The organism is Paenibacillus sp. B1-35 (genome assembly GCF_050474385.1).
In the GTDB taxonomy this organism is placed as follows: domain Bacteria; phylum Bacillota; class Bacilli; order Paenibacillales; family Paenibacillaceae; genus Paenibacillus_B; species Paenibacillus_B alvei.
In genome coordinates this window covers 160,411-180,812 of the sequence record NZ_JBCHVJ010000005.1, presented here as the reverse complement: position 1 = coordinate 180,812, position 20,402 = coordinate 160,411, and the positions used below count along the sequence as shown (strand labels likewise).

23 protein-coding genes and 1 riboswitch are annotated in these 20,402 nt (G+C 49.1%); of the genes, 22 read left to right on the top strand and 1 reads right to left on the bottom strand.

The window, feature by feature from the left end; translation table 11 throughout:
* The first annotated feature begins 268 nt into the window (after positions 1 to 268).
* From spoIIR to ACQ5BJ_RS17425, 19 genes are all read left to right on the top strand, one after another.
* Positions 269 to 1,051 carry a stage II sporulation protein R gene (gene spoIIR / locus ACQ5BJ_RS17515; protein ID WP_289356636.1) on the top strand — a complete coding sequence of 261 codons (783 nt, stop codon included), beginning with the start codon at positions 269 to 271 and terminating at the stop codon, positions 1,049 to 1,051.
* A gap of 294 nt (positions 1,052 to 1,345) precedes the next feature.
* Positions 1,346 to 2,668, top strand: coding sequence for an L-threonylcarbamoyladenylate synthase (locus tag ACQ5BJ_RS17510; protein WP_430111722.1), 1,323 nt, complete (start codon positions 1,346 to 1,348; stop codon positions 2,666 to 2,668).
* Between the two features lie 201 nt (positions 2,669 to 2,869).
* The gene (locus tag ACQ5BJ_RS17505; RefSeq protein ID WP_005544858.1) at positions 2,870 to 3,436 is read left to right on the top strand and encodes a manganese efflux pump MntP family protein; all 567 of its coding nucleotides are present in this window, start codon (positions 2,870 to 2,872) and stop codon (positions 3,434 to 3,436) included.
* Between the two features lie 88 nt (positions 3,437 to 3,524).
* Positions 3,525 to 4,100: a low molecular weight protein arginine phosphatase gene (locus ACQ5BJ_RS17500; protein ID WP_005544853.1), complete on the top strand. Its 576-nt coding sequence runs from the start codon at positions 3,525 to 3,527 to the stop codon at positions 4,098 to 4,100.
* A 122-nt stretch (positions 4,101 to 4,222) separates the two neighbouring features.
* Positions 4,223 to 4,303: riboswitch (ZMP/ZTP riboswitch) on the top strand.
* Positions 4,304 to 4,487: 184 nt separating this feature from the next.
* On the top strand, positions 4,488 to 4,946 hold the full coding sequence (gene rpiB / locus ACQ5BJ_RS17495) for a ribose 5-phosphate isomerase B (protein ID WP_005544851.1): 459 nt from the start codon (positions 4,488 to 4,490) through the stop codon (positions 4,944 to 4,946).
* 76 nt (positions 4,947 to 5,022) lie between these two features.
* Positions 5,023 to 5,592: a TIGR01440 family protein gene (locus ACQ5BJ_RS17490; RefSeq protein ID WP_430111984.1), complete on the top strand. Its 570-nt coding sequence runs from the start codon at positions 5,023 to 5,025 to the stop codon at positions 5,590 to 5,592.
* Positions 5,593 to 5,745: 153 nt separating this feature from the next.
* A complete protein-coding gene (gene glyA, locus ACQ5BJ_RS17485; RefSeq protein WP_005544848.1) occupies positions 5,746 to 6,996 on the top strand; it encodes a serine hydroxymethyltransferase in 1,251 nt (416 codons plus the stop codon).
* 462 nt (positions 6,997 to 7,458) lie between these two features.
* The gene (upp, locus tag ACQ5BJ_RS17480; protein WP_005544846.1) at positions 7,459 to 8,088 is read left to right on the top strand and encodes a uracil phosphoribosyltransferase; all 630 of its coding nucleotides are present in this window, start codon (positions 7,459 to 7,461) and stop codon (positions 8,086 to 8,088) included.
* A gap of 291 nt (positions 8,089 to 8,379) precedes the next feature.
* Positions 8,380 to 9,534, top strand: coding sequence for a non-hydrolyzing UDP-N-acetylglucosamine 2-epimerase (wecB, locus tag ACQ5BJ_RS17475; protein ID WP_005544844.1), 1,155 nt, complete (start codon positions 8,380 to 8,382; stop codon positions 9,532 to 9,534).
* Between the two features lie 175 nt (positions 9,535 to 9,709).
* The gene (locus ACQ5BJ_RS17470) at positions 9,710 to 9,943 is read left to right on the top strand and encodes an AtpZ/AtpI family protein (protein WP_005544842.1); all 234 of its coding nucleotides are present in this window, start codon (positions 9,710 to 9,712) and stop codon (positions 9,941 to 9,943) included.
* Entirely contained in the window at positions 9,936 to 10,316 is a 381-nt protein-coding gene (locus ACQ5BJ_RS17465) for an ATP synthase subunit I (protein WP_005544840.1), read from the top strand. The genes ACQ5BJ_RS17470 and ACQ5BJ_RS17465 overlap by 8 nt, the downstream gene beginning before the upstream one ends.
* Positions 10,317 to 10,346: 30 nt before the next feature.
* The gene (gene atpB / locus ACQ5BJ_RS17460) at positions 10,347 to 11,132 is read left to right on the top strand and encodes a F0F1 ATP synthase subunit A (protein WP_005544837.1); all 786 of its coding nucleotides are present in this window, start codon (positions 10,347 to 10,349) and stop codon (positions 11,130 to 11,132) included.
* A 100-nt stretch (positions 11,133 to 11,232) separates the two neighbouring features.
* Complete coding sequence (gene atpE, locus ACQ5BJ_RS17455; RefSeq protein WP_005544835.1) at positions 11,233 to 11,445, top strand: F0F1 ATP synthase subunit C; 213 nt, start codon at positions 11,233 to 11,235, stop codon at positions 11,443 to 11,445.
* Between the two features lie 90 nt (positions 11,446 to 11,535).
* Entirely contained in the window at positions 11,536 to 12,021 is a 486-nt protein-coding gene (gene atpF / locus ACQ5BJ_RS17450) for a F0F1 ATP synthase subunit B (protein WP_005544831.1), read from the top strand.
* Positions 12,018 to 12,566, top strand: a complete 549-nt coding sequence (locus ACQ5BJ_RS17445; RefSeq protein ID WP_005544829.1) for a F0F1 ATP synthase subunit delta — start codon at positions 12,018 to 12,020, stop codon at positions 12,564 to 12,566. Before atpF ends, ACQ5BJ_RS17445 begins: the two co-directional genes overlap by 4 nt.
* A gap of 78 nt (positions 12,567 to 12,644) precedes the next feature.
* Positions 12,645 to 14,159: a F0F1 ATP synthase subunit alpha gene (atpA, locus tag ACQ5BJ_RS17440; RefSeq protein WP_005544827.1), complete on the top strand. Its 1,515-nt coding sequence runs from the start codon at positions 12,645 to 12,647 to the stop codon at positions 14,157 to 14,159.
* Positions 14,160 to 14,262: 103 nt separating this feature from the next.
* A complete protein-coding gene (atpG, locus tag ACQ5BJ_RS17435) occupies positions 14,263 to 15,123 on the top strand; it encodes an ATP synthase F1 subunit gamma (protein WP_040735686.1) in 861 nt (286 codons plus the stop codon).
* A 35-nt stretch (positions 15,124 to 15,158) separates the two neighbouring features.
* Positions 15,159 to 16,565 (top strand): F0F1 ATP synthase subunit beta, encoded by a 1,407-nt coding sequence (gene atpD, locus ACQ5BJ_RS17430; RefSeq protein ID WP_163978466.1) that lies wholly within the window; start codon positions 15,159 to 15,161, stop codon positions 16,563 to 16,565.
* 66 nt (positions 16,566 to 16,631) lie between these two features.
* A complete protein-coding gene (locus ACQ5BJ_RS17425; RefSeq protein WP_005544821.1) occupies positions 16,632 to 17,048 on the top strand; it encodes a F0F1 ATP synthase subunit epsilon in 417 nt (138 codons plus the stop codon).
* A 73-nt stretch (positions 17,049 to 17,121) separates the two neighbouring features.
* Here ACQ5BJ_RS17425 and ACQ5BJ_RS17420 read toward each other — a convergent pair whose 3' ends face one another.
* Positions 17,122 to 17,775: an SDR family NAD(P)-dependent oxidoreductase gene (locus ACQ5BJ_RS17420; RefSeq protein ID WP_430111715.1), complete on the bottom strand. Its 654-nt coding sequence runs from the start codon at positions 17,773 to 17,775 to the stop codon at positions 17,122 to 17,124.
* A gap of 630 nt (positions 17,776 to 18,405) precedes the next feature.
* Here ACQ5BJ_RS17420 and ACQ5BJ_RS17415 point away from each other — a divergent pair.
* The 3 genes from ACQ5BJ_RS17415 to ACQ5BJ_RS17405 are packed head-to-tail and all read left to right on the top strand — an operon-like array spanning position 18,406 to position 20,401.
* A complete protein-coding gene (locus ACQ5BJ_RS17415; protein ID WP_005544817.1) occupies positions 18,406 to 18,777 on the top strand; it encodes an NADH-quinone oxidoreductase subunit A in 372 nt (123 codons plus the stop codon).
* Positions 18,762 to 19,280 (top strand): NuoB/complex I 20 kDa subunit family protein, encoded by a 519-nt coding sequence (locus tag ACQ5BJ_RS17410; protein WP_005544815.1) that lies wholly within the window; start codon positions 18,762 to 18,764, stop codon positions 19,278 to 19,280. The genes ACQ5BJ_RS17415 and ACQ5BJ_RS17410 overlap by 16 nt, the downstream gene beginning before the upstream one ends.
* The gene (locus ACQ5BJ_RS17405) at positions 19,277 to 20,401 is read left to right on the top strand and encodes an NADH-quinone oxidoreductase subunit C (protein WP_430111712.1); all 1,125 of its coding nucleotides are present in this window, start codon (positions 19,277 to 19,279) and stop codon (positions 20,399 to 20,401) included. Before ACQ5BJ_RS17410 ends, ACQ5BJ_RS17405 begins: the two co-directional genes overlap by 4 nt.
* The last annotated feature ends 1 nt before the right edge of the window (position 20,402 follow it).

Below are 20,402 nucleotides of genomic sequence, written 5' to 3'. Positions count from 1 at the left end.
GGGGATGCATGCGTAGTCAGCCATAGATCTGGTTAGCAATTTGGATTGTACCCTCATTCATTACAAGAAGAGAAAATCCGTTAGAGCCGTTCTATCTTGCAGAGAGAATCTGTCTGTGATAGGGCGGTCTTTTTTATTTTCGGAGGGAAAGAACGGAACAAATCTATATATCTATCAAAAAATGTATCTTTGCTAGGTTTAAGGATCCTGCTCACGGACATACTGATAGACAAGAGGCGCGCCCAACCTCACAAGGAGCAGGATGAACATGAATGTACGCGTGTTCGTACTCGGTCTCGCGATTGCTGTATTGGCAACGGGAGCTTTGATGCGTTGGGATAATGGCCGTGCGGCGGCTGTTGATGGTGGAAATGAAACAATTCAGAAGCAAATGATAGAGAAACAGGATCATATCCCCGAGGATGCGATTCGGCTGCGTATATTGGCGAACTCGGATTCGGACAATGATCAACGCGTGAAGCGCACAGTTCGTGATCGGATCGTGGAGCAAATGAATGGCTGGCTGAAGACGGAGGAAAAGCCATCTACTCGTGAGGAAGCCCGCAAGCTCATTGCTGCCCATATCGATGATCTGAAGCAGACGGCAGAACGAGTGCTGGGCGAAGAAGGGCTGGCATACGGAGCCAAGGTGAAGCTTGGTGAAGTATCATTCCCGGCAAAGTGGTATGGTGGCGAGGTATATCCTGCTGGCCTGTATGAAGCACTGCTCGTTACTCTTGGAGAGGGAAGCGGACAAAATTGGTGGTGTGTTTTGTTCCCGCCGCTTTGCTTCGTTGATGGAAATACAGCTCAGGCCCAAGTGAATAAAAGGAACTCTGATGAGACTGCCTCAACCAAGGGTGGAGAGAAAGACAAGTCTTCATCATCTTCGGTTGGGGAATCGGTTACGGTTGATGCTAAGAATTCCACAGGCGCACAATCTCAATCCACTGGTGAAACGGGCGGGACAGAAGTTAAATTCTTTCTATGGGAAGCACTGGAGTCATTATTTCATTTCATAGGCTCCATATTCGGCGCAATTTTCGGATGATAAATGGTTGTTTGACAAGCGATTAGAGAAGTGGGGAGAAATACGGACGGTCTTTTGGATGCCGCTCTTCTGGACGTGTCGGCGCCATTATGGTACAACTAAAGAATAATGAATACAGTTCTATGTGGAAAATAGAAAAGATCGAATAGATGCGAATACGCTTGAATACGTGTGAAATCTTAAATTACGAAGATGCCGAAGCTCCTTTGGCATCTTTCTTGCGTTGCTCCCCGTCGGCCATATCGAGCAAGATGGGAGAGGGAGAGTGATGCTTTACTTTATATGAGGTAAGGAATGTACGCGATGAATATTCGACATGAACGGGAAAAGAATCGAAGAGCAGCTACCTCGGAAAAAGGTTGCGCTCATCAACTGCATACGAAGTGGTGGTTGATATCAGATGATATGCCGCTCGAACAGCAAGAAGGAATAACAGATGGTGCGGCCATACTAGCTGCTGGAGGTACTGTTGCCTTTCCGACGGAAACGGTATATGGGCTAGGGGCAGATGCCCGCGATACGAAGGCTGTAGAATGTATATTTACTGCAAAGGGGCGTCCGTCTGACAATCCGTTAATCGTTCATATTGCAGACCTGTCACAGCTTGAGGAACTAGTTCTGCCATACAGTGATACCGCAGCGCGCCTTATGGATCAATTTTGGCCGGGGCCGCTTACGATTGTGCTGCCTGTACGGCCTGGAGCAGTATCACCCCGTGTGACTGCGGGACTGGACACGGTAGGTGTACGGATGCCCGGCCATGATACGGCATTGGCCCTTATTCGGGCTTCTGGATGCCCGGTGGCTGCTCCAAGCGCCAATCGCTCAGGACGCCCAAGTCCGACTCGAGCAGAGCATGTGCACGAGGATTTGGATGGACGTATCGACGCAATTGTCGATGGCGGGGCTACAGGTGTAGGAGTAGAGTCGACCGTGGTTGAATTAATCGGCAGCCGTGTACATGTACTCCGTCCAGGTGGGATTACAACGGCGATGCTGCAGGAGGTTGCGTCAGAAGTAACCATTGATCCAGCTGTCGATCCTAACGGAGGAATGATCAAGTCGAAGGTTCCGCAATCTCCAGCATCTGCTCAAGCAGATGAAGAGTCGCAGAGAACGTCTTTGTTGAATCAGAATACGAGTTCTGCCAAAGCTAGAGCAGATTTGAGTCATGATAAGACGCTTGTTTCTCAAGATACAGCGAAGCATAAACTTCAGGCGAATGCTGATCAAGTGAATGCACCGCGTTCACCTGGTATGAAATATACTCATTACGCGCCCAAAGGGCAGCTGCAAATTGTGCAGGGTACTTCTGAGGAGCGGGTCATCGACTGTATTCAACGCAAGCTTGATGAAGCAAAGCAGCGTGGAGAGACGACGGGGGTGCTCGCCTTCAAGGAGCATGCGGCGCAGTATCGGGCTGATGTTGTCGCATCGATCGGCAGTGTTCATGCCTTGGAAGAGGCAGCTTCTCTGTTGTATGACGCGCTGCGGCATTTCGATGAAGCAGGTGCGACTTATATGCTGGCAGAAGCTTGCAGCACAGAAGGTATCGGTCTTGCAGTGATGAACCGCATGATGAAGGCGGCGGGTCATCGGGTCATGTGGTGTGAATAGGTGTATGCCTAGTATTTCTGATGTCTGAATTGCAGGTTAGGAGGAACAAGGTTTCTCTTGCTTGATATTTCCATAATGTTTGGTAATGAAGCTTGATTGTGCAGCAGGCTATAAGCGATTTCGTACAACTAGCTGCTAGGCATGAATCTCTCCTTGTCCGCATACGCTGGAACAGACGCTATGGGACGAGGAGTGGGGGCGATGTGGGATACAGCAGCGCCAATCGGCCAATGGATCACTATTTTTTTGATGGCGGCAGCTTTAGGCTCAGATGCCTTTTCACTATGTCTAGGCATTGGTATGAGAGGGGTTCGCCGGAGAGATGCGGTTCGTATTAGCGGGGTTATCGCATTGTTCCATGTATTAATGCCGCTGGCTGGTGTCGCTACAGGCATGTATATGAGCATGCTGCTTGGTGAAGTGACGACTTGGGCGGCGGGAGGTCTCCTGATTATGCTGGGCGGACACATGATTTATAGCTCGCTGAAAGGCGAATCCTCACAAATGATAAATACATCGACAGTATGGGGAATGCTGCTGTTTGCACTTAGTGTTAGTGTAGATTCCTTCTCTGTTGGCATTTCGTTAGGTATGTTCGGATCTGATTTGTTCATGACGATAGTAGCCTTCGGTTTATTCGGTGGGGCGATGTCCATTATAGGTCTGCTGCTGGGCCACCATGCTGGGAAACAATTTGGTGAGTATGGGGAGGCTGCAGGCGGAGCAGTTCTGCTGACATTTGGCATTCTGTTTTTGCTTCCCTTTTAGCGGGTAGAAAATATAGCAAGAGGCAGGAATGAGAATGATGGAGATGCACGACCCTATAGATAGGTCTTAAAGGGAGGGGTGTTGGGTGATGCGCATTTTATTTGTATGTACAGGCAACACATGCCGGAGTCCCATTGCAGAAGCGATGCTGAAGCATATGGCGGAGGAACGAGGCTTGGAAATGCATGTTCAGTCAGCGGGTGTTGCCGCATGGGACGGTACGCCAATGTCACAGCACGCTGCTGCTGTGCTGGAGGAACAGGATATTGGCAATCACCATGAGTTCCGTTCCGCTGTATTGGACGAAAAACGCGTGCAGTGGGCAGATTTAATATTGACATTGACGACGAGCCATAAGCGCCATGTCCTTCAGCAGTTCCCAAGTGCGCACAACAAGACATTCGCTTTGAAGGAGTATGTGAGTGATCCGGAACAAGATCAGGAACAATATCAACAGCTTCAATCCTTGGCCGCGGATATCCAGTTAAAGCTTGCTATGGGACAAGCTCCTACCGAGGAGGAGCTTGTGCAGCTTGCTGAGCTGCAGAGCCGTGTGCCGACTATGGATGTAGCCGATCCTTATGGCGGTTCTTTGGAGCAGTACCGAATAACAGCGGCAGAAATTCAAGCTGCCCTTGCAAGATTGCTGGACAAGCTACAATGATGTGCAGATAGAAGGTCAGGCAAGGATGAAGGTATGCATAGCAGATAGGCAAGGAACGGATGCTGCAGGAAAATAACGGTTGCAATCGGTTGTGACATCCATTATGATCGAACTAGATATAGCAGATCCGATGTAACTGGCGACGGAAGTGGGGAACCACGGTGGAGCATCGGAGAATACGGCCGGTCGCCTGGGCAGAAGAGCAGTGTGCGGAAGAACAGCCGTGCTATGCTCTTTTTTTCAATGATGGAGACATGTTACACTGGAGGCAGCGTGCAAATGGCTCGTCCAAGCTGCGGGAAATTCGTTATAATAAACCTGTAGCATACCGAGCATGGTAACATGGACGGAAGTTACATTTGTAGACAACGGATGGAGGGTACGACGATGAAAATTGCCATTGGTGCAGACCATGCTGGCGTACGACTGAAGGAAGGAATTGTTCGAGTCATAAAGGAACTGGGTCATGAAGTCGTTGATGTAGGGTGCGATTGCACAACATCAGTAGATTATCCGGATTATGCGGTACCGGTTGCGGAAATGGTTGCTTCAGGCGAGGCAGATCGCGGCGTGCTCATATGCGGTACTGGAATTGGCATGTCCATCGCAGCAAATAAGGTTCCAGGCGTCCGCTGCGCGCTTGTTCATGATTTATTCTCAGCCAAGGCAACAAGAGAGCATAATGATACGAATGTGCTTGCTATGGGTGAGCGCGTTATTGGGCCCGGATTGGCTGAAGAGATTGTACGCGTATGGCTGGGTACGGAGTTCAGTCAAGGGGAACGCCATATTGGACGTCTTCGCAAAGTTGCAGACGTAGAACATAAATATCACCCGCAAGCGTAATGGGTGGAGGTGAATGGGCAGTATGATTGAGATCGAGAAGAACGAACATCAAGGCCCGGCAACGTCATTCTTGAAAATGGAGCAGGTTTGCGAGCAAGCGGAAGCTGCTGCACATGCTCTCGTTCGGGAGGCAGGGCTGAAGCCAGGTCAGATCGTCGTGATTGGCTGCAGTACGAGTGAGGTAGCAGGCGCGCGCATTGGGACATCTGGTGCGTCGGATACCGCTCAGGCGATATTTGCCGGACTCAGTGTACTCCGATCAAGCTATGGCCTCGAGGTTGCTATTCAATGCTGTGAACATTTGAACCGTGCGCTTGTTGTTGAGCGTCGTACGCTGGAGAGATTCGGGTTGCTGGAAGTGTCTGCGGTGCCTGTGCGGAAAGCGGGGGGCTCAATGGCGGCGTATGCTTACCGTCATTTGCCGGATGCATGTTTGGCAGAGGAACTAGAGGCTCATGCCGGCATCGATATCGGCGAGACCTTGATCGGCATGCATTTGAGACGAGTGGCTGTACCCTTGCGGACAGAGGTTCGTTATATCGGCAAGGCCCGAGTCAATATGGCGAAGACGCGGCCGAAGCTTATAGGCGGCGAACGTGCTGTATACCAGCTTCCAGCAGAAGAAGGATTGTCTTCTTGTGAATAGTCGCAGAACTGCTTAATAGCTTGCTTGCTAGGTGTGGCGGCGAATTGGGGAACTCGTCGCTTTATGTTGAATCACGGTTACGATTGAACCTTAACGCAGATGCGTTTGTCATACATTGCAATAAGGGAATTAAAATGTGGGAGGGCTATGCCAATGGTAGATCATTTACGACAAGCAGATCCTGAAGTGTTGAAAGCAATGGACTTGGAGTTGCAGCGTCAGCGCAACAATATCGAACTGATTGCTTCTGAAAATATCGTCAGTGAGGCGGTTATGGAAGCGATGGGAACGGTTCTGACGAACAAATATGCGGAAGGCTATCCAGGCAAACGTTACTATGGCGGCTGTGAGCATGTCGATATTGTGGAAGACATCGCGCGCAATCGTGCGAAGGAGCTGTTTGGTGCTGAACACGTCAACGTACAGCCTCACTCTGGTGCGCAGGCGAACATGGCTGTGTATTTGGCAGCGTTGAAGCCTGGGGACACTGTGCTTGGCATGGACTTGGCGCATGGCGGACATTTAACTCATGGAAGCCCCGTGAACGCATCAGGCTTGTTGTACAACTTCGTGGCATACGGTGTAGAAGAAGACACTTTCCGCATCGATTATGATAAAGTACGCAAAGCTGCTTTCAAGCATCGTCCAAAGATGATCGTGGCTGGCGCGAGCGCTTATCCACGCATCATTGATTTTGAAGCACTTGGCCAAATCGCTAACGATGTAGGCGCTCTGTTCATGGTAGATATGGCGCATATTGCTGGCTTGGTTGCAGCAGGACTTCATCCAAGTCCAGTGCCTCATGCCCATTTCGTTACGACGACAACGCACAAAACATTGCGCGGTCCGCGTGGTGGTATGATCATGTGCCGTCAAGCCTGGGCTCAAGCGATCGATAAGGCTGTATTCCCAGGTACGCAAGGCGGCCCTCTCATGCACGTTATTGCCTCCAAGGCTGTTGCCCTTGGCGAAGCATTGCAGCCGTCCTTTAAGCAGTATGCAGAGCAAGTGATCAAGAACGCACAGGTATTGGCATCTACGTTGGTTGAAGAAGGTTTGACGATTGTATCTGGCGGTACAGACAACCATCTGATGCTGATTGATACGCGCAATATCAATATCACAGGCAAGGATGCGGAGAAGGTGCTGGATTCTGTAGGCATTACCGTCAACAAGAATGCAATACCATTCGACCCGACTAGCCCGTTCATTACAAGCGGCATTCGTATCGGAACACCAGCCGCAACGTCCAGAGGCATGGATGAAGCAGCAATGCGTGTCATCGGCCAAGTCATTGCCATGACATTGAAGCAGCCTCAAGATGAAGCTGTATTGAGCAAGGCGCGTGGAATGGTCAGCGATTTGACAGCTCAATTCCCGCTGTACTCAACTTTGAAATACTAAGATTAGTCTCGTGGTTAATGGGCCTTTTCTTTGATCATAAGAAGGACGGAGCAGGTAATCTCTCGTTGTAGATGACCTGCTCTTTTTTTGTAGGTGTAGAATGGGGGAGAAGCTCAGGTGCTTACGATACATTATTCGGGCCATGGATCGAGGAACTTCAGGGCGGATAATCGACAATTTCCAATGTTCGGCGGGATGAACATGTATAAGCAGACCCCAACATGCTTAGAAATAGTACAGTGTGCTCTTTTGTGCCGAGTTCGTCGGAAATGTGAAAAATACCTCAAAAGTGCCCACAATACGTGCAGGGATAAGCGCGGAATGTTATAATAAAGCCTGTTTAGCGTTGATGAAGCCGGAGATGCTAGAGCGACACGGCTGTTGAAAGCAGGAATATCAGTTCAATTCATCACGTATGAGATCGACAGCAACGAGAGAGTAAAAGGCGGAGGGACACGAAATATGGGTAAATTGGTCATTTGCGATCATCCTTTGATTCAACACAAATTGACATTGATTCGAGACAAGAAGACAACAACGAAAGACTTCCGCGAGCTCGTGGACGAAGTAGCAACCTTGATGGCGTACGAGATTACTCGTGAATTGCCTTTGCAAACAGTGACAGTGGAAACGCCTGTTGCAGAAACAGAGAGCAAAATGATCGCTGGACGCATGCTGGGCTTGATTCCAATACTGCGTGCAGGGCTTGGAATGGTAGAAGGCGTTGTTAAGCTGATTCCAGGTGCGAAAATTGGGCACGTAGGGCTGTTCCGTGATCCTGAGACACTTCAACCCGTTGAATACTATACGAAGCTTCCTACCGATGTAACAGAACGTCAACTGATTGTCATTGATCCAATGCTTGCTACTGGCGGTTCCGCGATTGCGGCTATCGATGTATTGAAGAAGCGCAGCTGCACGCAAATTAAATTGATGTGCTTGATTGCAGCGCCGGAAGGTGTGAAGGCCGTTCAGGAAGCACATCCTGACATCGACATTTATCTGGCAGCATTGGACGAGCGTCTGGACGATCACGGCTATATTGTTCCAGGATTGGGCGATGCCGGCGACCGTTTGTTCGGCACGAAGTAGAAGAATTCGCTTTTCAAGAGGCAATTCGGCATCGAATCTTGTATTCACTCTCGAAGAGCTTATGCTTACGAAGTATGTTTCCTGCGGAAACATTTTAGCTGCTCATGTAGTCTTTGTCTGCACTCTGCTGCTCCTTACAAGTTTTGTTCAGCAAAACTCGCTTCGGAAGCTCGGCTTCGAGTTCTTGCAACCTTCTCGGTGCTGAAAAGTATCTTTTTGAAGTCAAAAAAATGATTTTAGAGCAAACAATGTATTGACTATTATGCAAGAAGAAAGACGGAGGATAAGACTATGTCCAAAGTGAAAGTAATGACGGTGTTCGGTGTACGTCCAGAAGCAATCAAGATGGCGCCGCTCATTTTGGAATTACAGAAGCATCCGGAACACATCGAATCCATCGTATGCGTCACGGCCCAACATCGTCAGATGTTGGACCAGGTGCTCGATGTGTTCAATATTAAACCAGATTATGATCTGGATATTATGCAGGCTCGCCAGACGCTAAATGATATTTCTGTGCGTGTCCTTCAGGGACTGGAGCCTGTTTTGCAAGAAGCGAAGCCAGATATTGTACTTGTACATGGTGACACATTGACGACGTTCCTTGCCAGCTACGCGGCATTCATGCAGCAGATTAAGGTAGGGCACGTGGAGGCGGGACTTCGTACATGGAACAAGCTTTCTCCGTTTCCAGAAGAAATGAACCGTCAATTGACAGGCGTTTTGGCTGATTTGCACTTTGCGCCTACCGATTGGTCGGCTAGCAATTTGCGTAAAGAAAATAAGCAAGATGCATCGATATTTGTCACAGGCAACACGGTTACAGATGTGTTTCAATATACAGTACGATCCGATTACAAGCATGAGGTGCTCGATTGGGCGCAAGGCAAGCGGCTTGTATTGATGACTGCACATCGCCGCGAATCACAGGGAGAGCCGCACCGTAACATTTTCCGTGCCGTTCGCCGCATTGCGGACGAATTCGAAGATATTGCGATCGTATATCCGGTTCATCCAAGTCCGGCTGTACGTGAACCGGCTCATGAGATGCTGGGAGATCATCCGCGCATTAAGCTGATTGACCCGCTTGACGTGGTAGACCTTCACAATTTCTATCCACACACGCACCTCATCCTTACCGATTCAGGCGGTCTTCAGGAGGAAGCGCCGTCATTTGGCATACCTGTGCTCGTCCTCCGCGAAACTACCGAACGACCGGAAGGAATCGACGCAGGCACGCTGGAATTGGTCGGCACGGATGAGGAGAAAGTATATGCGCGAGCGAAGGCGCTCCTGTCGGATGAAACGACGTATGCACGGATGAGCAAGGCTGCAAATCCATACGGCGATGGCAAAGCGTCGCAGCGGATCGTCAGTGCGATTCTTCACAGTTTTGGAGTTCTGGAAGAACGTCCTGAACCTTTTCACACAAAGTTCACAAATTGATAGATGGCACTCTTCTATGAGGGAAGGCACCAGCATACAGTGATACTGTACGGTTTACGCGGATTTTCGGAGCTTTGAAAGCGAATGTGTATCGTTTTCATCCTTGTTGTTACGCGGTTTTTATCAATTGACAAAGACTCGTAAATTTAAGTAAAATGAATGGGAATTATAGGCTATGAAAATGTCGAATCGTAACGATCGCCTATGGCTGGTTGCCCTCTCCATCAGTGGAGCGGGTGTCTTGCTTGCCTTGTATATACTCTTAGGCTTTTACGCGGGGAAGTGGATTGCCAATGCTTTGGATGGGTCCAAGCTCTGGATGGGAGTCGGAAGTATTGTCGGGCTGTGCCTTGGCATCGTCAACATCATCTACTTAGTAAAGAAGTTCATGGGGGAACAAAATGAATGATATGACTTCCATGGTTCGTGCCGTTACGAGAGTGACGTTCCTCTTGCTGTCGGCGTTCCTACTTGGTTGGGCAGCAGCGCCGGAATATCGGCCATACACTGCCGGATTGATATTAGGAACAACGGCAGGGCTTGTCTATGCTCACTATTTGTCTATCAAAGTTAGACAGATTGCAGAGATGGCTGCTAGCCAGGAGAAGAGACGGTACAGCTTTGGATTTGTAACTCGTATGTGCATTGTACTCTTGGCAGTCATGTTCGCCATTAAGTTCGAACAGCACATATCCCTTGTGGCGACAATTGTCGGATTTTTTATTACTCAGTTATTGTCGATTTTCGTAAGTATAATTTGGGCAAGCAGAAAGAAAGCGTAAGCAGTCTATTGGAAAGGGGTGAACACATTTATGCACTCAGCACCGATTATCGAGGTTATGGGACTGCACTTGGATTTGTCCATCATCTTCACGCTACTCCTTAGCGGAATCATTACCTTTATTATTGCCCGGCTCGCTGTTCGCAATCTTTCGGTTGAAAAGCCTTCCAAGATGCAGAATTTCTTGGAGTGGGTTGTGGAGTTCGTACAAGGCATTATCGGTAGTGCGATGCCGCTGAAGAAGGGCAAGGCATTCATCTCATTAGGGATGACGCTTATCTTGTTTATTTTCGTATCCAACGTACTAGGTTTGCCATTCGCAATCATTACCGAAGCGCATCATCCGGTGTCTATCTTCGGTCACGAGATTGTAGCAACTAGTCAGGCGGCATTTGACGAACTTGCAGCTAAGGGTAAACCTGAACACGTCCATTTGTTGTGGTATAAGTCGCCAACGGCTGACGTATCCGTAACATTCGGTCTGGCGTTCATGGTCTTCGTTATCGTGAACTTCCTAGGCCTCAAGAACAATCGGAAGCACTACTTGAAGCACTACGTTGAGCCATTCCCAATCTTTCTTCCACTGAACATCGTGGAGAACTTGGCGAAGCCAATTGCGCTTGGTATCCGGTTGTACGCGAACATTTTCGCGGGTGAGGTACTGATATCCACACTCATTGGAGCAGGGGTATTCGGTCTACCGTTCCTCGCGGCATGGCAAGGCTTCAGTATATTTATCGGCGCGCTCCAAGCCTTCATCTTTACGATGTTGACAATGGTATACATCGCGCAGGCATCTGTACATGAAGAACATTAACAAACTCTGCCGAGTCCCATACTGATTATGGGCAACTTCGGGTGAGACATATAAACAAAGCAATTCAATAAATACATGAATTTTGAGGAGGACTTTTCTAATGGGTATGTTAGCAGCAGCAATTGCAGTAGGTTTGGGCGCTTTGGGCGCAGGTCTTGGTAACGGTATGATCGTTAGCCGCACAGTTGAGTCGATTGCACGTCAACCAGAAGCTCGTAACATGTTGCAAACGACAATGTTTATCGGTGTTGGTATCGTCGAGGTTATTCCACTCGCAGCTACAGTTATCGCGTTCTTGGCAATGTTCTCTTAATGAATAGACAAACGGTTTGGCGGGGAAGGCCGATGCCATCCGCGCCTTCGTTTTGTTAGCACGTCATGTTAACGGAAAGGAGTGACTGTAGTGAGTTTTGTTTGGGAAAATTTCGTGTGGGCGATCCTTGCTTTCTTAATCCTATATTTCTTACTTCAAAAGTACGCGTTCGGACCATTGTTCGACGTGATGGAGAAACGCCGCGAGCTCGTGCAGCAGCAATTGGATGAAGCGGCGAATAGCCGTTCACAGGCACAAGTATACGTAGAAGAACAGAAGGAAGCTCTTGCTACAGCGCGCAAAGATGCGTACGACATCATCGAGCAAGCGAAACAAACGAGCGTTCGTCAAGCAGACGAGATTATCGGCGGCGCGAAGAGCGAGGCTGTTCGTCTGAAGGAAGAAGCAGCTCGCGATATCGAGAGCGAGAAGAACAAGGCAGTTGCAGCTCTTCGCGAAGAAGTGGGCAACATGTCCGTAGCAATCGCATCGAAGATCTTGGAGAAGCAAGTTGACGAGAAAGATCAAGAGCAATTGGTCGGCCAATACCTGAAAGAGGTAGGAGGCAAACAATGAGCCAGAACATCGTAATCGCCAAGCGTTATGCCAAAGCGTTGTTCGAACTTGCTCAGGAGCGTCAACTGGTCTCGGAAACGGAACAGCAGTTGAAGGAAACTGCGGAATTGGTGAAAGCCAATCATGAATTGTACCTTATTCTGACGTCGCCGAATATCGGTCATGCCGAGAAGTCCGCTGTACTTGGCAAAGTACTGGACGGTCATGTGTCTGATATTTTGCTCAACATGGTTCAGCTGCTTATCGAACGTGGACGTATTGACGCACTGCGCGAGATAGCAGACAGCTATGTACGCATTGCTGGTGAAGCGCTCGGCATCCTGGATGCAACAGTGACATCCGCTTATCCGCTTGATGAATCGGAGAAGGAAGCTGTTGCTGCTGAATTCGGTCAGAAACTAGGCAAGACGATTCGCGTTCATAACGTTGTTGACGCATCCGTAATCGGAGGCTTGCAAGTCCGCATTCGGGATCACCTGTATGACGGCAGCTTGTCCGGCAAGTTGGAACGCCTAAATAGATCATTGAAATTGCAAGCGCAGTAATTCTTATCGAGAATGTTCAAGAAGTCCGTTTTTGAACACTCATCAACTATTTAGCACGGAAGAATGGGGTGAAGCGAGTTGAGCATCAGACCTGATGAAATCAGTACACTGATTAAAAGTCAAATCGAACAATATAAATCGGAAATCGAAGTGGCGGAAGTCGGTACGGTCATTAATGTTGGTGACGGTATTGCCCGTGTACACGGACTAGAGCAATGTATGTCCGGCGAGTTGCTCGAATTCTCTAACGGCGTTATGGGTATGGCCCTCAACTTGGAGGAGAATAACGTCGGTATCGTAATTCTTGGACCTTACAAAGACATTCGCGAAGGTGACCAAGTGAAACGCACAGGACGCATCATGGAAGTTCCTGTCGGTGAAGCGCTGCTTGGCCGCGTTGTCAATCCACTCGGCCAGCCAGTAGACGGCAAAGGTCCAATCGCTACGACGGAGTTCCGTCCAGTCGAATCCAATGCACCAGGCGTTATCGACCGTAAATCGGTACATGAGCCAATGCAAACAGGTATTAAAGCGATTGACTCGATGGTACCAATCGGCCGCGGTCAGCGCGAGCTGATCATCGGCGACCGTCAAACAGGTAAGACAACGATCGCGATCGATACGATCATTAACCAAAAAGGCAACGGCGTGAAATGTATTTACGTCGCAATCGGTCAAAAGCAATCTACAGTTGCACAAGTTGTAGAAACACTTCGTCGTCATGGCGCATTGGAGTACACAATCGTGGTAACAGCATCGGCATCTGAGCCAGCACCGCTTCTGTTCTTGGCTCCATATGCAGGCGTCTCCATGGGTGAGTACTTCATGTACAAAGGCGAGCACGTGCTCGTGATCTATGATGACTTGTCGAAGCAAGCCGCGGCTTACCGCGAATTGTCCTTGCTCCTTCGCCGTCCTCCAGGCCGTGAGGCATATCCTGGTGACGTATTCTACTTGCACTCCCGCTTGCTGGAGCGCGCTGCGAAGCTGAGCGACGAGAAAGGCGGCGGTTCCTTGACCGCATTGCCATTTATCGAAACTCAAGCATCTGACGTATCGGCTTATATTCCGACTAACGTAATCTCGATTACCGACGGTCAAATTTTCTTGGAAGCTGACTTGTTCTATTCCGGTCAACGTCCAGCGATTAACGTAGGTATTTCCGTATCTCGTGTCGGTGGTTCCGCACAGATCAAGGCGATGAAGAAGGTAGCAGGTACACTTCGTCTCGATTTGGCACAATATCGTGAATTGCAAGCCTTCTCCCAATTCGGATCCGATTTGGATAAATCAACGCTTGCTCGCTTGAACCGTGGTGAGCGCTTGATGGAAATTCTGAAGCAAGGTGTCAACCAGCCGCTTCCGGTAGAGAAGCAAGTTGTCAGCTTGTATATAGCGACGAGGGGGCACCTGGATGATATTCCGGTGCAAGATATTCAACGCTTCGAGAATGAATTCCATGCTTACTTGGCAAGTAACCAAGACAGCATCTACCAATCGATCCGCGATACGAAAGATCTGGTAAAAGAAAACGAAGACGCACTGGTTGAAGCGGTAACGAAATTCAAAAAGAGCTTCGCCGTGTCAGTGTAATAGATAGAAGTTGACTGCAGCCCGGAAGCCTCAGGGCTCCCGGTGCGCATTCGAAGAAGTCCGCTTTGCCCTGCGCAAAGCGCTAAAGGCAGGTGAGATGGAAGTGGCTAAAGGAATTCTCGAGATTAAGCGCCAGATCAAGAGCGTGCAGAGCACGAAGCAGATCACGAAGGCAATGGAGATGGTTGGTGCGGCGAAGCTTCGCCGCGCACAATCGAAGGCTGAGGCAGCTCGTCCTTATGCGGATAAGCTGAAGGAGGTCGTCTCCAGCATTGCGGCTGGTACGCAAGGGATTTCCCACCCGATGCTAGAGAAGCGTCCTGTGAAGAAGACAGGATATCTTGTTATCACGTCCGACGGTGGCTTGAAGGGCGGCTACAATGCCAACGTGCTTCGTAAGGTCATGGTGACGATGCAGGAAAACAAGCTGACGAAGGATGATATCGTATTATTCGTCATCGGACGCAAGGGTCGTGATTACTTCCGCAGGAGAGGATTTAATATCGTGGAGGCTGTTACGGAGTTGCCGGATACGCCTACATTTGCAGATATTAAGTCTATCGCATACAACGCCGTGAAATATTTCGAAGAGCACAAGTATGATGAACTGATTCTGTTTTATAACGAATTCGTGAACGCAATCACACAGGTGCCGGTAGAGAAAAAACTCTTGCCGCTTGATGATGAAGCGTTTAACGGACCAGTAACATCGTATGAATATGAGCCTTCTGCTGAAGAAGTGCTCGGGCAATTGTTGCCGAAGTATGCAGAGACACTCATTTACAGTGCGCTCCTCGATGCGAAGGCAAGTGAGTTCGGTGCGCAGATGACCGCGATGGGTAATGCGACGAAGAACGCAACGAAGATGATCAGCTCGCTGACGCTTGTGTACAACCGTGCACGCCAAGCGGCGATTACGCAGGAAATTTCGGAAATCGTAGCAGGGGCAAACGCTCAGGCTTAATCGGAAATGCATGTTTGACAGTAGGAGGGAACGAGATGAGTAAAGGACGCGTGATTAGCGTAATGGGTCCGGTTGTCGACATTGAGTTCGAACGTGGACAACTGCCTGAAATTTTGAACGCGATCAAGATTGAGCAGAAGTCGACAACTGCCGGCGCGCCTGACATCAACTTGACGTTGGAAGCATCGGTTCACTTGGGTGACAACGTAGTTCGCTGCGTTGCGATGTCTTCTACAGACGGCTTGATTCGCGGCATGGAAGCGACAGATCTTGGCGCTCCAATTACAGTACCGGTAGGCGAAGCGACGTTGGGTCGTGTATTCAACGTGCTTGGAGAAGCAATTGATAATGCGGGCGACGTTGTAAAAGAAACAGTTAGCCCGATTCATAAAGAAGCTCCTAAATTCGACGAACTTTCCACGCAAGCGGAAATTCTCGAAACAGGGATCAAAGTTATCGACTTGCTGGCTCCGTATGTGAAGGGCGGTAAGATCGGACTGTTCGGCGGTGCCGGCGTAGGTAAGACGGTAACGATCCAAGAGCTGATCAACAACATCGCGCAGGAGCACGGCGGTATTTCCGTATTTGCGGGTGTCGGCGAGCGTACGCGCGAAGGTAATGACTTGTACCATGAAATGAGAGAATCCGGCGTTATCAGCAAAACGGCGATGGTTTTCGGTCAGATGAACGAGCCTCCAGGAGCACGTTTGCGTGTTGCTTTGACGGGTCTGACTATGGCTGAACATTTCCGTGATGAAGAAGGCAAGGACGTTCTCTTGTTCATCGATAACATTTTCCGCTTTACACAAGCGGGTTCCGAAGTATCCGCCTTGCTCGGCCGCATGCCTTCCGCGGTAGGTTACCAACCTACATTGGCTACAGAAATGGGTCAGTTGCAAGAACGGATTACTTCTACGAAAAAAGGTTCTGTTACATCCATCCAGGCAATCTACGTTCCTGCGGATGACTACACAGACCCGGCTCCAGCTACGACGTTTGCACACTTGGATGCAACGACGAACTTGGAGCGTAAAATTTCCGAGATGGGTATCTTCCCTGCGGTTGATCCGCTTGCATCCTCATCCCGAATCTTGGCACCAGATATTGTAGGCGAAGAGCACTATCATGTCGCACAAGGCGTTAAACGCCTCTTGCAGCGCTATAAAGAACTTCAAGATATTATCGCAATCCTTGGTATGGACGAGTTATCCGAAGAAGATAAGTTGACGGTTGCGCGTGCGCGCAAAATTCAACGCTTCTTGTCCCAACCGTTCCACGTTGCGGAACAATTTACAGGCATTAGCGGTAAGTACGTGCCTGTTAAAGAAACAGTACGCAGCTTCAAGGAAATCCTGGACGGCAAGCATGACGACCTTCCAGAAGCAGCTTTCTTGTACGTTGGTACGATCGAAGAAGCTGTGGAAAAAGCAAAGACGCTGTAAGCGGCTTGACGTGAAACGGGCTGTCTGTTGCTAAGGCAAGGACAGAACGGAAGGAGGAAACCTCAGTTGAGCACCTTTTTGTTGGAAATCGTTACACCGGAGCACAAAGTGTTCGAACAGCAGGTGGACATGATTAGCGTCAAGGGCGTCGAAGGAGATCTCGGTATTTTGGCGAACCATATTCCAATGGTTACGCCGCTTCGTATTGGTCCGATGAAGATCAAGGAAGGCGGCAAGGAGCATTGGATTGCGGTACATGGCGGATTTGTCGAAGTACGTAAAGACAAAGTCGTTGTACTGGCAGAAAGCGCGGAAATGCCGGAAGACATCGATGTGGAACGTGCCAAGGCAGCCAAGGCCCGGGCGGAGCAACGTCTGGCGATGGCTGCACGGAGCAAGCAGGATTCCCTGGACTTCCGTCGTGCGGAATTGTCGCTCCAACGCGCCGTGACGCGGATTAAAGTCTCACAAAAAGAATGGTAATATAAATAGAAGAAGAGCTGTTCCAGAACCTCTCGGGTTGGTGGAACAGCTCTTTTTTTCATAAGAATATAAATTATGGCTTTAACATAACCTCAGCTTCAGAACGCTTCGTATGCATGCTGTAGAAGGCTTCACCGACCAATTGCGGGTCAAAGGAGGTATTAGGCTGAACAAAGCCGCAGACGGTCAATGTACCGGCGTATAAACCGCACTGCTTAAACTCATCATGCAGGCTGTAAGCTAGACTGCGCAGACCAGACTTTCCAATGCCAAGCGATGCTAGTGCTGCTGTAGGGTGCAGTGCTTGTCCCCCGCCAGTCAGTAGGTAAGAGCCTGTGCCTCGAGTCTTCATGCCCGGGAGAACGCACTGAGCAGTCGTAAGCGCCCCGACAACATTCACCTTGAAGTCTTCAATCATATCAGAAGGCTGCACTTCAGATGGAAGCCCAGGTGCATGAGCAGATGCGTTATATATGACGACCTCGGGTGTACCGTGTTCGGATTCTAGTGCTATCAGTGCTTTACGAAGGGCAGTTTCGTCGCTAGTAAGTGCGACAGTGCCAGTCGCTTCGATATTCATGTCGTGCAGAATGTCTTTCATTTGTTCAAGCGTCTCCGTATCTCTTGTAATGAGAATCGGAAGGTAACCACGCTGTCCAAATGACTTGGCAATGCCAAGTCCGATGCCGCAACCGGCGCCGACGATCCAAATCATCGGTTGTGTCATAAGTCGTTCAACCCCTTGTTGTATGATCCGATGTATGGATATTGTAAACTGAACAGGCTGCAGAGTTCAAAACCATTTTTCACACATCGCAATGAAACCACAAAATATTTTAGAAAATATCATTTTATTGCTTGACGCATGTAAGGGGTCTGTTTATAATAAAGACAGTTAATATTGATAATCATTCTCAGGTGGAGGTTATCAAGTTAACCTCATCAAGTGTACGTTCGGGAAGGCTACTTCTTGAACATTCACACCAAGTGAAATATCCTTCTTCTTGGTTCTTTTGATTTTCAGTAGGTTGGTTAATTGTAGGTAGTTTCCTCATCCTCCGTGAGCTGTGACCGGATCGCAGCTCTCTTTTTTTGTCCTTTTTTGGCCTCCAGTGCGATATTCCTCTCTTTTTATCCATTCCTGATGTTCATAAAACATTCACTAGTCATCTTCTATCGTCCTCCTTATGTGAATATGTATATAACCAAAACCGAACAACTTTCGAAAAGATGTACAAAAGGTGGCAGGAATTGCATAGACGGGGTTGGTAGGTTTTGTTATAATTGTGGCGGGTTTATTACAAAATTCTCTATTTTTTTGCAAAATGGCAGATGCTGCGGCGGAGGGGGATGACCTTTGGAACAGTACATCAACAATTACGTCATTGTGGCCATTTTTATTGCACTCGGTATTTTATTGCCGGTTGTCGCACTGACGGTAGGGAGATGGCTTAGGCCGAAGAAGCCGACAGACATGAAGCAAACGACTTATGAAAGCGGTAACGAGCCTGTTGGTGTCGGACAAGTCCGATTCAACGTACGGTACTATTTGTTTGCACTCATGTTTGTCATTTTTGATGTCGAAACCGTTTTCTTGTACCCATGGGCGGTTGCATACAATCAGCTAGGGTTGTTTGCACTTGTCGAAATGTTAATTTTCGTCGGATTGCTGTTGGTTGGACTAATTTATGCCTGGAAAAAGAAGGTGCTTCAATGGGACTCACTTTAGAATCAATTACGCCGGAAGAACGGCAAGAGTTGGAACGCAATGTGTTCTTTGGCACGCTTGAACAATTGAAGGCATGGGCCCGAAGCAATTCATTGTGGCCGCTTACGTTCGGTCTTGCCTGCTGCGCAATCGAAATGATGGGCACTGGGGCTTCCCATTACGATCTGGATCGCTTCGGCGTTATTTTTCGCACTTCGCCCCGTCAATCAGACGTAATGATTGTAGCAGGTACCGTTACGAAGAAGATGGGACCATTGCTTCGCAGACTTTACGATCAAATGCCGGAGCCGAAATGGGTTATAGCGATGGGTTCCTGCGCTACTGCCGGAGGGCCATATGTCAAGTCTTATGCTGTGGTGAAGGGTGTGGATCAGATTGTACCGGTGGATGTCTATATCCCGGGCTGTCCGCCAAATCCTGCAGCACTAATTTATGGAATCAACAAGCTTCAAGAAAAGATCCGCTATGAGGCGAAAACCGGAAAGCGGGTGACAAATCGATGAGTGAGGAGCAAGAGAAGGACAAGACTGCAGGAGAACTACCCTCTGAACAACATGAGAAGCAAGTGTCGGATACAGACTCAATCTCGAGTACAGCAACAGGCCATGAATCCAACCCGGATGCAAAAGATTCTGTATTTGAAGAAAAGTTAGAAAAGCAGGCTAGTGAGCAGATTCAAGAATCTCAATCGCCAGATCAGGCTGCTTCGGGTGTGAAGCCTGATCCTACAGCACCAGAGCAGAAGCTGGAGACTGAAAAGACTGATGAGAAAAAAGAAGTCCAGAAGGAACAAGACATACAACTGGAATCGAAGCCCGTTCCTACGGCTGCTGAAACCGAAGGCCATACCGACGCTACGAAGGAGGTTTCCGTCACAGCGGAAACAGAGAAGCCGAAGCGTGCGCCATTGACGGAAGGAGAGAAGGCAGCACGAATGCAGGCGGCTGCTGAGGCGCGAGCAGCGCGAGCGAAGTCGGCAGAAGGCGGCGGAGAAGCTTCTACAGGAGCAGAACCTGCAGCAGCGCGTCCACCACGAGCGCGCGTGAGAGAAGAAGGTGCTGGTGATGCCGCTGAGAAACCAGAACGGCCTGCACGCGCTCCTCGGGTAAAGGCAGATGAAGAACCGCCTAAGCCGAAAGAGCCTTCACCCAAGCAGCCTGTCCTTGATCAGCTCGTTGCCTTGCTGAAGACGGAAATCGCAGAAGAAGCGGTTGAGGAAGCCTTTATCAATGAGATGAACGATCATTTGCCTACGGTAACGGTAAAAAATGAACATTGGTTAGCGGCTGCCGATCTCCTTCGTAAGCACAGAGATTGGTCATGTGACTATTTGCGTAATTTATCCGGCACCGACCAGGAGTCACATTTAGAAGTCATCTATCACCTCATTAATTTGAACACGAGAGCAGAGGTTGCTGTTCGTGTTAAGACAGATCGCGAGGCGCCTTCCATCGCATCGGTAACGCCAATATGGCCAACAGCGGACTGGAATGAGCGTGAAGTATACGATTTGCTGGGCATTGATTTTCCGGGACATCCCGACTTGCGCCGCATCATGATGCCGGATGATTGGGTTGGACACCCGCTGCGCAAAGATTATGTGCCGTTAGATTCGGAGGTGTAAC